Source organism: Streptomyces sp. NPDC058008, from assembly GCF_042886395.1.
GTDB lineage: Bacteria > Actinomycetota > Actinomycetes > Streptomycetales > Streptomycetaceae > Streptomyces.
Map to the genome: position 1 here is coordinate 153,479 of NZ_JBHVQX010000019.1, position 10,965 is coordinate 164,443.

Here is a 10,965-nt window from a genome sequence, read left to right on the forward strand (position 1 = left end):
GATCGCGAGCGTAAGCGGCCGTGGCCTGTCCGGCCGGACTACGCGCGCACGCGGTGGCCGGTGTGCTCGTCTGCCGGGTCGTCATCGGGCCGGGGAGGAGAATGAGCGACATGGCCCTGGTGAAGAACATCGATGTCCGCGGCGCGCAGCACTGTGAGACGACGGCGCTGGGTGTGCTATTGCGGCACGAGGGCCTCGATCTGTCCGAGCCCATGCTGTTCGGCCTCGGCTCCGGCCTGTCCTTCATCTACTGGGACAGCAGGGCCATGGGCTTTCCCTTCCTGGGAGGCAGGGTCAGACCGTTCGAGCTCACCAGGAACCTGGCCGCCGTACTCGGGCTCGAACTGCTCGTCGCGGAGACCACCTCGCCGCGCAAGGCGTGGCAGAACGTGGCGGCCCCCATCGACGCGGGCCGGCCGGTCGGGCTACAACTGGACAGCTACCACCTGGACTACTTCACCACCACGGTGCACTTCGGCGGGCACGTCGTGGCCATGTACGGCTACGACGACCAGGACGCCTACCTGGTGGACACCGCCCCGCAGGGCGGAGCCGTCTCGACCGGCCTCGCCGGCCTGGCCAGAGCCAGGGCCGAACGTGGTCCCATGACCGCCAGGCACCGTTCCTTCACCGTCACGGTGCCCGCCACGTCGGCGTTGCCGCAGGACCGGATCATCCCCGCGATCAAGAGGTCCGCCGACGCCTTCCTGCACCCGCCCATCGCGAACCTGGGCCATCGCGGGATCGAGAAGACCGCCGGGCAGGTGCCGAAGTGGCTGCAACGCAGCGGCGATCCGCAGGTGGACCTGCCACGGGCCGCGGCCCTCATGGAGAGGGCCGGTACCGGCGGTGCCCTGTTCCGCAACCTCCAGCGGGACTTCCTCGCCGAGTGTGTCCAGCTGATCGACAGCAGCCACCTGCGCACCGGCCACCGCCTGTATGCCGAGGCTGCCGTCCTCTGGACACAGGTTGCCGAACTCATCGAGGCAGCGGGCGAAACCGGCGACACGAAGAGCCTCGTACGGGCCGGCGCCATCCTCCACGAGCTCTCGCGCGTCGAACGCGAGGCGATGAGGGCGCTCAGCGCGCTCTGAAGGGCGCGGACCCTCCGGGACGAGGGTCGGGACCGAGCGGGGCAGGCTGCGCCGCCGCCGACGGCCGCTCCGGCGCCGGCAGGTCCCCGGCCGGAGCGGCCATGTCGAGGCAGTCGCCCGTCAGTTGCCGACGAACGGGTGCGACGGCGCCGCCGACGACGACAGGCCGGCCGTCGCGCGGGGCGGTCTCGTGACGGAGTCGCCCGGGGCGGCCGGTGAGATACCAGGCCGAGCGGTAACGGCATCGCGCCGACCCCGCCCCGGTCCGTTCCCGGAGCACCGCGTCGCCCCGGCGCCGGTGCCAGGTGACTGACATGACGCCGAACGCTGTCGTGATGCCCCTTCGGTGTCCGCCGGCGGGTCACTCGCCCCTGGACGCCGTAGCCGGGGCTGCCGGACCGACTGCGCCGAGCTGGGCGAGGTGGGCGTCGAGGGCCCGGACGGCCCAGAGGGTGTCGCTGCCCGGCTCCTGGCGGACGAGGTGCAGGGCCAGACCGTCGATCATGGCGTGCAGCCGGTCGGTCTCCACGGAGACGTCGTCGGTGTCCTGGAGCAGGGTCCGGACCGCTTGCCCGCACAGTTCCCGGACGGCCCGGTGGGCGGCTCGGTGGGTCTGGTGCAGGGCCGGATCCGTCATCGCGGCTGTGCCCAGGGTGAGGGAGACCTCCATCTCCAGATGCCGTTGCTCGTCCAGGGGCAACAGCTCCAGCAGGATCTTCCTGGCCCACTGACCGTCGTCCTCGGGAATCGCCGTGGTGCGCGCCGTGATGCGCGCCACGACCGTCTCGTACGCCTTGATCCGCACGCTGGCCTGCGTGGGCAGGGTGTAGCGCAGGGAACTGGGCGGCAGTCCGGCCTCGGCGGCGATCCTGCGCACCGACAAGGCGGTGATGCCGTCGCGGACCAGGACCTTCCAGGCCGCCTCGGAGACGAGGCGGTTCCGTTCTTCTGCGTCGAGTGCTCGGGGCATGACCCCATAGTCGCACAGCCGTGCGGAAACGTGCTATACCTGGTTTCAGCACAGTCGTACGAAAACGATGGGAGGCCACGCGATGGCGTGGATCGTACTGATCGCAGCAGGAGTGCTGGAGGCCGTCTGGGCCACGGCGCTCGGGGCGACGCAGGGCTTCAGGCGGCCTGGGCCGACCGCCCTCTTCGCCGTCGCCCTGGTCCTGAGCATGGCCGGGCTGGCCTACGCCATGGGGTCGTTGCCCGTCGGCACCGCCTACGCGGTCTGGGTCGGCATCGGCGCCGTGCTGACGGTCCTGATCGCTGCCGCACGGCGGCAGGACAAGCTGACTCCCCTGCGAGCGGCGTTGCTGGCCGGCCTGATCGGCTGTGTCATCGGACTGAAGGCGGTGAGCTGAATGCCCTGGATCATCCTGTTCGTCAGCGCTGGGCTGGAGGCCGTATGGGCCACCGCGCTGGGCGCGAGCAACGGCTTCACCGAGGCGGTCCCGACCCTCGTGTTCTTTGCCGCCCTGGCCGTGAGCATGGCCACGCTGGCCTACGTCACGAAGCACATCCCGATCAGCGTCGCCTACGCCATCTGGAGCGGATCCGGCGCCGCGCTGACGGTCACCTGGGCCATGGCCACCGGAAGCGAGACGGTCAGCGTCCTCAAGCTGCTGTTCCTGTCCGGCATCGTCATCTGCATCGTTGGCCTCAAACTGCTCAAGCCGCACGCCGCGAAGACGGAGGCGACATGAGCGCGCCGCCGTCGTACGGAAAGCCCTCGGCCACCCTGCGCGTGGGTACCGACACGTGACCAGGACCGGCGCAAGGTGCGCTGAGGGGCTGAGGGGCGGGGTGGTGGGTGACCGGGCTGATCCCCTGTCCTGAGGTGGAGTTGTCGGTGTTCCGGGTCGTATGACACCGACGGCCGGCTGCGCGCGGACGGCCGGACCGCCCCACCCGAGCCGCGGCACGGCGGGCGAACCCGCCGAGGCCCTCGGCTCGCCCCCCCGGTCACCTTGGACCGACCGGGGGTTCGCCGCCTCCTGGTGGTGAACCCCTCACGCCACACCCGACCCTGACGGTTCGCATGGACGACGTGGAAGTACCGCGCGTCCGAGCCGCAGCCTGGTCCCGCTTCGCCCCCACCGCCGGGCAGCGACGGTGGAGGGCCGGCTCCGTGGCGCCGTACCCCCACCGCCGCCGGAGGTCAGAGGTCGCCGTTGAGCATGGCGGCGGTCAGGACGTTTCCGGCGACTCCCCAGCCGCCGTCAGCTACCCCGTCGATCAGTACGACGGTGGTGGGGCGGCCCGTCCACCGTAGATCTCCGCGTACCGGTCGGTGGTGCGCTCGATGATCTTCTTCTTGTCCTCGGCGGTGACGGTGCCTGCGGGAACCTTGAAGTCGGCGAAAGGCATGAGTGTTTCTCCTTGGGTGGGATCGTCCGTGACGCGGACCTACGTGTCCGGGGAGCCTGTCCGAGCATGTGTGTGGCAGACGGGGCTGCCTCTCTCGGCTGATGCCGACGTGGTCAGGGGCTGAAGCGGAGAGTCAGCCGTTCCCCGCTACCGGGGCCGTGGGCCAACTCCGCGCGGAACCGGTCGTACAGGGCCGACACCAGCCCGCCGCCACGGCTGCCGCCGACCTGGGCGCGGGAGGTGCGTTCCTCGCGGGGCAGGTCGACGCCGCGGAGCCTTCGAGGAACAGGTCTGTGGCCGTAGGGCCGGGGGCGACGGTGTTCACGGTGATGTCCCGCCCGCGCAGCTCGCGGGCGAGGATGAGCGTGATCGACTCGACGGCGGCTTCGCTCGCCGCGTACGCGCCGTAACCAGGAAACCGGAAACGGCTGGTCAACCGGCTGGGCGGGTACGGCCGTGGGGTCAGGCTTCGGCGATCGTCCGGCCCGGCATCGGTTCCGCGAGCGTGGCGCGCCTGGCCGGTGCGCCGAACGGGTCGGCGAAGTACTGGGTCTCCCGTACCACCCGCTGATCAGCGAATTCCATGATGCTCACCGAGTAGGAAGGGGCGCCGTCGTAGGTGATGAGGCATTCGCTGACCCACAGATTCGCACGGCCGGTGATCCGCTGGACGGCGAAGTGCCGGTCGGCCGGATGCCCGCCGCGTTGGGCCGAGATCGCCGCCCGGCCGCGGAAGCGCTCTCCTGACTGCGGGTAGTCCAGGACGGCGTCCGTGGTGTAGATGGCGTGCTCGACTTCCGTGTCCCCGCGTTCGGAGGCCTGCCAGTGCTCCTCGATCGCGGCCCTGATCCGGGAGTCAGTATCCATGGCACCGTCCTTCCGTGGCGGTGACAGCCTAGGGAGTCCGGGCCACGATCGGCACGGAGCCGGGCTGTGCCGGGCAGCCCGGTCCACCCTTTGGCGGGTAGGTGCCGGGAGCCGCCCCCCGTACCGGTGGCCGGACGCGCCCGGCACTCGCTCCGGCAGACCTCGCGGAAGCCTCAGGAGCGTGGACGGTCCGGGGTGGTGAACCCACGGAAGGTCACCTGCCCGCGGGTCTTGAAGCCGAGGCGCTCGTACAGTGCGGTCGCGGTGGTGTTCGCCTCGGCCACGTGCAGGAAGGGGCGTTCTCCGCGCGCCACGATACGAGCGGTGAGCGCACCGACCAGACGGGCGGCGTGCCCTCGTCCACGCGCCTCGGGGACCGTACAGACGGCGCTGATCTCGGTCCAGCCCGGGGGCCGCAGGCGTTCACCCGCCATCGCCACCAGGGCGCCGTCGGCCCGGACGCCGAGGTACGTGCCGAGTTCCCGGGTGCGGGGCCAGAACGGGCCAGGCTGGGTCCGTGCGACGAGATCGAGTATCTCGGGCACGTCGTCCTGGCCCAGCTCGACCACGCCTGTGCCGGGCTCGTCGTCCGGGGCGCCGGGCGGGCCGTCACCGGGCCAGATCATCTGGCGGCCTTCGAGAGTGAAGACGGGCTCCCAGCCGGGCGGCGGGACGGCCGGAGAGCTGAACATGTCGGCGAAGGCGCCCGGGCCGAGCAACTCGGCCAGGTCCGCCCAGTCCCCGTCGCCCGGATCGGTGGACACGGCGCAGAAGGTCGCCACATCCGCGAGATAGGTGGCAGCGCGGCCGACGCGCCGGGCGAGATGGGCGTGCGGCCCGCTCAGCGACCGGCCCACCGGATCGTCGAGCACCGACTCGTCAACGTTCGTCACCATGCTGCTCCCTCAACTTCGTGGACGTGGATCTCCCGGCACGCGGGCCCCGGCCCGGCCGGTACCCGCTTCCTCGATGATCGCGCAGGCCGAGCGGTTCGAGGCCCGGAGCCATCGGTCATGAGCCGGTCTCCCCGCACACCCGCAGGCCGGGCGTTCATACGGGGCCGGTTTCGGGGCGGCTGGCAGTGGACAGCCGGAGTCGGGCAAGTCCCTTGCCAGGAGGCCCTGTTGAACGAGGTGGTGTCCTGGCGGGTGACGAATGGACAGCGGGTGGGGGTTGGCCGTTCCGGCCCGTGACGGATGGGTGTTGGCGATGCGTGCCGGCCGTTCCGGCTCGGGTGGCAGGCACGCCTCGGCTTCCCGCCGGGGGTACGGCTTCACCCTGTGCGGCTTCGTCCTGCCCCTGGGTGACTGACGTCCTGCCCGTGCGGGGTGTTCAGCCGGCGGGGACCGTGACGACGATCTTGCCGACCTGCCCGCCGGCCTCCAGATACCGGTGGGCCTCGGCGATGTCCTCCAGGGGGAACGTCCTGTCGATCGTGGGGGTCAGCTCGCCCTTGGCGAGGCCGTCGGCCACGAAGGCGACCGCTTCGGCGCGGCGCCGGTCGTCGGTGGTGATCTCGAAGAGCTCGAAGCCGCGGATCGTGAGGTGCTTGAAGAGGACCTCGCCGACGTCGAGGGGCGTGGGCGTGCGGTCGAGCAGGCCGTAGAGGACGATGTGGGCTTCGTGGGCAGCGGCGGTGACCAGATCGGCCAGGGCTGTTCCGCCGACGGGGTCGAAGATGACCCGGGCTCCCTGGCCGCCGGTCACCTCCCGCACGCGGGCGGCGACGTTCTCCTCGGCGGTGGCGATGACCTCGTCGGCGCCGGCGTCGAGGAGCTGCCGGCGCTTGGCGCCGGTACGGGTCAGGGCGATGGCGCGGGCGCCTGCCATGTGGGCGATCTGGATGGCCGCGAGCCCCACGCTGCTGGAGGCCGCGGAGATCAGGACGGTGTCGCCGGCGCGGACGCCCGCGAGGTCGACGAGGCCGCCGTAAGCGGTGATGAACTGCATCCACACGGAGGCCGCCTCCTCGAAGGAGAGGCGTTCCGGATGGGTGACGACCGCGTGGGCGGGGGCGAGGACCGCTTCCCCGTGCACGGCGTAGTCGGTCATGGCGAAGGACGGCACCACGCTGACCTCGTCGCCCACGCTCAGCCCGTTCACACCCTCGCCGAGGGCCTCGATGACCCCGGCCGCCTCGTACCCGACACCGGAGGGGAGGACGGGGTCGACGCCGTACTGGCCCAGCCGGAACATCGACTCCGCCCGGTTCAGCCCCAGTGCCCGGGTGCGGATCAGGACCTCGCCCGGCCCGGGCTCGGGAAGGGGGACCTCCTCCAGGCGCAGGACCTCGGGTCCCCCGGTCTCATGGAAACGGACGGCGCGGTTCATACGTGACTCCTCGGTACGGCCTCGGTGCGGGCGACGGGCGGTGCGGGCGATGTGGCGGGGGCGCCGATGCCGGACCGGCCTCCTCCTTGACCCTGCACCGAGATTCGATGGGCGTCAAATTTCGATGCCCATCAAAGTGTGTACCTCCCGGGTCCGCCACGATCAGGCGGCGTCCTCGCCGGCCTCCGCCCCGCAGGCGGCGATCACGGCCGGGAGCAGGCCGGGGAACCGCTCCTCCATCTCGTCGGCGCGGAGCGTGTTCATCTTCATCGTCCCCGCGTAGTACTGCCGGATCACGCCCGCTTCGCGCAGCACGTTGAAGTGGTGCGTGAGGGTGGAGAGCGCGACCGGAGCCTCGAACGTGCCGCAGCTCATGTCCTCGCCCTTCCGCGCGAGCTGGGCCACCACCGACCGGCGTACCGGGTCCACCAGCGCTTCCAGGACCTGCTGTAGGGCCACGTGTGCCAGGTCGGGGTGATCCACCGTCCTGGCGGCGGTGCGGGGGCGTGCCACGGTCGACTCCTCGGGGCGGCGGGCGGCGGGCGGCGTATGGGCCGTCCAAGAGTACGGCCGCCATCGAAGTGACGGGCCGCGTCGGCGCGGGGGCCTGCGCCCGCCGGTGCTCGTGCCCCCGGTGCCCCTGCGGGAGGCGGGGCGGTGCCGGTGGGAAGTGCATGCTGCTCGCCGGGGTGCTCCGGGTGGTTGACGGTCGTGGGTACGCGGAAGGCCGGGCGCGCACAGGGCTTCAGGGGCGGGGCCCGTCGCAGCCTTGTGCACCCACCCGTCCCACGGGCAGGGCGCCGCGTACCCGCGGGCTGCGCGTGGCGGCCGGAGGTGTGCGGAGCCCGCCGAGTGCCCGCGGCCGGGTGCGTCGGCCGGCGATACGCCCGACTCCCGCGTCCCGAGGCGCGCGAAAGATGAGCGCGGAGTAAGGGGGCCGCTGCTGTGCGTGGAGTAGTCGGTATATCCGTAAAGCCGAAAATGCCCTGATTCTGTGAAGTGACGCATAGGGCGTGGGTCACAGGCCGGGTCCGGTAGTAGCCGCCGGTCGCGCGGATGCCTGCCAGTACTGGTGCCGGACCTCGTCCCGCCACTCTTCTACGAAGCCTTTTCGCAGATCACATGGTTGCGGCGGCGGGGGGCGGTTCCCCATGGTGGTGGACGTACCGGGGAGCCGAGCGCCGGACCGGGCCACGGGCAACCAGAACACCAAGCCCAGTGCCCCCCTCCAGACACCGGCCCCAATGACACGCGGCGGACGCAGTGGTCCGCACATCACCGTGTCGCCGACACACACCCTGTAGTCGGCCTCCCCATGCCGTTCCCCCTTTGGAGAGGTAACCCATGACTGCCATTCGCCGTGCCCTGAAGCTCCGTACCACCACGACCGCCGCGATCGCCACCGCCGGTGCCGCCGCCCTCGCCCTGACCCTCGTGCCCCAGGCGCACGCGGACAGCCAGGTCAAGCCCGCGCAGTCCGTCACCGCCGCCGCGGCCGTCTCCGCGCAGGCCGATCACCTCGCGGCCACGGCCAAGTCCGCCGCCAAGACCAAGTCCGCCAGCGAGATCAAGGCCGCGTCCGTGGCCGACATCCAGAAGAAGGGTGTCAAGAAGTACGGCAACCAGCTCGACGGCTGGATCCGCACGTCGCTGGACATCATGCACGCCAAGGGCATCCCGGGCAGCTACAAGGGCCTGCACTCCAACATCATGCGCGAGTCCTCCGGTAACCCCCGCGCCATCAACAACTGGGACGTCAACGCCCGCGCAGGTGTGCCCTCCAAGGGTCTGCTCCAGATCATCAAGCCCACCTTCGAGCGGTTCCACGTGGACGGCACGAAGAACGACCAGTACGACCCGGTCGCCAACATCGTCGCCTCCGCCAACTACGCCGCCCACCGCTACGGCACCATCGACCTGGTCCACTCCGCGTACTGAGGCGGCCCCACGAACCGCCTGAGTCCCGGGGAACCACCGCGCACCCCGCACAACGAGGGCGCGGGCAGGGGGACTCAGGCGCCCCCGACGGCCGGTGGCCGGGACGGACTCATCACGAGTCCGTCCCGGCCACCGGCCATTCCTCATGTCGGCCCGACTGTCGGCCCGACATCCCCGGACACCCGCGATCGGCCCCACCGCGCAGCTGACTGCTGCCCGCAGCCCGCTGCCCGCCTCCGCGAGTTGCGCACGAGGCGGGAGCGAGGCGGACGCGGGTGCGGCGTACACCCGTGTGCCCCGTCTGTCCGGTGCGGGGTGGCCGACGCCTGCGAGCAATGCGAGTAAGGGGAGGACCGGTTCCGCCAAGGGGTGAGAGGGGCCGTCTGCCGGCCACCACCCGCCGATGCGTCGAGGACGGTCGGCCCTCGCCTCGGGCGTACCTTCCGACGAGGAGTGCGGCCCTGACGCGAGTTGCTCCGCACCCTCCTGTGCACGGTCCTCCGGCCAGGAGGACTTCGGCCCCTCGGACGACCGCATCGCCGACCACGGCCACGGCCCCGTCCCCCGTCTCCCCTGGCGAGGTCCTACGAGAAGGTTGAGGGACCGTTGCAGGCCGGGCCTGCCGCCAACAATCCGCGCTCCTCCGTGCCGAATCGGGCCGTGCGACGCCTCTCCGTGCCCATAACGCCCTGAGGTCGCCCGGATCCTGAGCGCGACCGAGGTCATGGGTCCCACAGGGGGTCTGCACGGCATCTCCACGGCTGTGATTCCTGTTACCAGGCTATGACATGTCGATCTTGACAACGGTTGTTCGTGCGCAAGTAGGTTCGTTACGCAACGATTTTTGTCACGAGCCGGCGCGCCCCGCGCCGGGAAAAGGGGGAGGCATATGGGTTCCCACGCCCGTCCCAACCGCATCCACCGCACCGGAGCCCGCATCGCGACCGTCGCGCTGTTCGGCGCCGTCCTGCCGATCACCGCCGGAGGCCTCGCCGAAGCGGCGACCTCCACCGTCACGCACTCCGCGGACGACCAGAGCCAGGACGCGTCAGCCACCGCCGCCGCAGACCAGGCCGCGCCCGACGTCGCCACCGAGAACGCCTTCCTGCTCGACGCCCGAGACGGCAGCCAGGAGCGGGAGATGTGGGCCGGGACCCAGGCCGACGAGAGCGTCTCGATGGCCAGTACCACCAAGATCATGACGGCCCTCGTGGTGCTCCAGCACCCGGAGTGGCTGGACCGGCAGATCACGGTGAAGCAGGAGTACCGGGACTACGTCACCGAGAACGGGGCCAGCACCGCCGACCTCCAGACCGGAGACACGCTGACCGCCCGTCAGCTGCTCCACGCCATGCTGATCCCCTCCGGCGGCGACGCCGCGATGGCCCTCGCCGACAGCTTCGGCAACGGGGACACGCAGGAAGCGCGGATCGCCGACTTCGAGAACCAGATGAACGCCCATGCCCAGGAGTTGGGTCTGACCGGTACGCACTTCGACTCCTTCGACGGCATCTCGCACGGCGACAACCGCAGCTCCGCGCGCGACCTCGCCAAGCTCGGCCAGCGGGCGATGCTCAAGCCGGTCTTCGCCGACATCGTGAAGCTCCAGCAGTTCGAGACGGAGGCCCCGGCGGCCAACGGTCGTACCCGCTACTACACCTGGAACACCACCAACGACCTGCTGAGCAGCTACGACGGCGCTCTCGGCATCAAGACGGGCAGCGGCGCCGAGGCCGGCTACTCACTCGTCTTCGCCGCCAAGCGGGACAACCGCACCCTGGTCGGTGCGATCGTCGGTGCCGACCAGAAGGTCTTCACCGAGGCGGCCACGATGCTCGACTGGGGCTTCAGCCGCTGACCACCGCTGACCACCGCCGATCATCGCTGCTGAGTGGCTGAGTGGCTGAGTGGCTGAGTGGCTGAGTGGCTGAGTGGTCGGAGGGTCGGCTGGTCGGAGGGTCGGCTCGGCGCGTCTGCCGCGGCGGGCAGCCACGCCTGTCGCCTCTCCGGCCATGGGCGGGACGTCGCTGGTGCCAGGCCGTGGGCCGAGGAGTGGCGCGATCCACGGACGGTTCGTGCAGCGGCTCGGCCGGCCGTGGGATCCGTAGGTTCCGGACGCTCGTTACGTTGCGGACCGTCTCAGAGGCCTGGAGGCCGACCTCGACCGAGGTTGCGGGCACGCCGGAAAAGTAACCCTGGGCTCTGTTTCCCTGGGCTACGGGAACCCGGCTCATACCGCTCCTCGCAGGGTCGCCAGGCTGGGCGCCCGCTGCCGTTCCTCGGCAGAGCGGCGTCCTGTGTGCCGCGGTGCCGAGGCTTCGGGCGGGGCGCCCGGGAAAACGGCGGCCCCCCCCAGCCCATA

General features: G+C 71.0%; 10 protein-coding genes and 2 pseudogenes. 5 read left to right on the forward strand and 7 right to left on the reverse strand.

The genetic code is table 11. The features are described 5' to 3' along the window. Positions 1-110: 110 nt before the first annotated feature. A complete protein-coding gene (locus tag ACFVS9_RS20900; protein ID WP_389934353.1) occupies positions 111-1,094 on the forward strand; it encodes a BtrH N-terminal domain-containing protein in 984 nt (327 codons plus the stop codon). Between the two features lie 361 nt (positions 1,095-1,455). Here ACFVS9_RS20900 and ACFVS9_RS20905 read toward each other — a convergent pair whose 3' ends face one another. Next, the gene (locus ACFVS9_RS20905) at positions 1,456-2,064 is read right to left on the reverse strand and encodes a TetR/AcrR family transcriptional regulator (protein WP_383114182.1); all 609 of its coding nucleotides are present in this window, start codon (positions 2,062-2,064) and stop codon (positions 1,456-1,458) included. Between the two features lie 82 nt (positions 2,065-2,146). Here ACFVS9_RS20905 and ACFVS9_RS20910 point away from each other — a divergent pair, with 82 nt between their 5' ends. Further along, a complete protein-coding gene (locus ACFVS9_RS20910; protein ID WP_383114181.1) occupies positions 2,147-2,461 on the forward strand; it encodes a DMT family transporter in 315 nt (104 codons plus the stop codon). Then, positions 2,462-2,803 carry a DMT family transporter gene (locus ACFVS9_RS20915; protein WP_383114180.1) on the forward strand — a complete coding sequence of 114 codons (342 nt, stop codon included), beginning with the start codon at positions 2,462-2,464 and terminating at the stop codon, positions 2,801-2,803. Positions 2,804-3,258: 455 nt separating this feature from the next. Here ACFVS9_RS20915 and ACFVS9_RS20920 read toward each other — a convergent pair. The 6 genes and pseudogenes from ACFVS9_RS20920 to ACFVS9_RS20945 form a co-directional block, all read right to left on the reverse strand. Beyond that, positions 3,259-3,467: pseudogene (locus tag ACFVS9_RS20920) on the reverse strand (tautomerase family protein). Between the two features lie 273 nt (positions 3,468-3,740). After that, a pseudogene (locus ACFVS9_RS20925) lies at positions 3,741-3,885 on the reverse strand (SDR family oxidoreductase); the annotation flags it as partial. Positions 3,886-3,929: 44 nt separating this feature from the next. Then, a complete protein-coding gene (locus ACFVS9_RS20930; protein WP_389934339.1) occupies positions 3,930-4,334 on the reverse strand; it encodes a nuclear transport factor 2 family protein in 405 nt (134 codons plus the stop codon). Between the two features lie 173 nt (positions 4,335-4,507). Next, on the reverse strand, positions 4,508-5,230 hold the full coding sequence (locus ACFVS9_RS20935) for a GNAT family N-acetyltransferase (protein WP_389934341.1): 723 nt from the start codon (positions 5,228-5,230) through the stop codon (positions 4,508-4,510). Positions 5,231-5,666: 436 nt separating this feature from the next. After that, positions 5,667-6,665, reverse strand: a complete 999-nt coding sequence (locus tag ACFVS9_RS20940; RefSeq protein WP_389934344.1) for a zinc-dependent alcohol dehydrogenase family protein — start codon at positions 6,663-6,665, stop codon at positions 5,667-5,669. A gap of 162 nt (positions 6,666-6,827) precedes the next feature. After that, entirely contained in the window at positions 6,828-7,178 is a 351-nt protein-coding gene (locus tag ACFVS9_RS20945) for an ArsR/SmtB family transcription factor (protein ID WP_389934347.1), read from the reverse strand. An 831-nt stretch (positions 7,179-8,009) separates the two neighbouring features. Between ACFVS9_RS20945 and ACFVS9_RS20950 the strand changes: the two genes are divergently transcribed. Together ACFVS9_RS20950 and ACFVS9_RS20955 are read left to right on the forward strand one after the other, a co-directional pair. After that, complete coding sequence (locus tag ACFVS9_RS20950) at positions 8,010-8,603, forward strand: transglycosylase SLT domain-containing protein (RefSeq protein ID WP_383114175.1); 594 nt, start codon at positions 8,010-8,012, stop codon at positions 8,601-8,603. Positions 8,604-9,492: 889 nt separating this feature from the next. Next, entirely contained in the window at positions 9,493-10,461 is a 969-nt protein-coding gene (locus ACFVS9_RS20955) for a D-alanyl-D-alanine carboxypeptidase family protein (protein ID WP_383119053.1), read from the forward strand. Positions 10,462-10,965 lie beyond the last annotated feature (504 nt).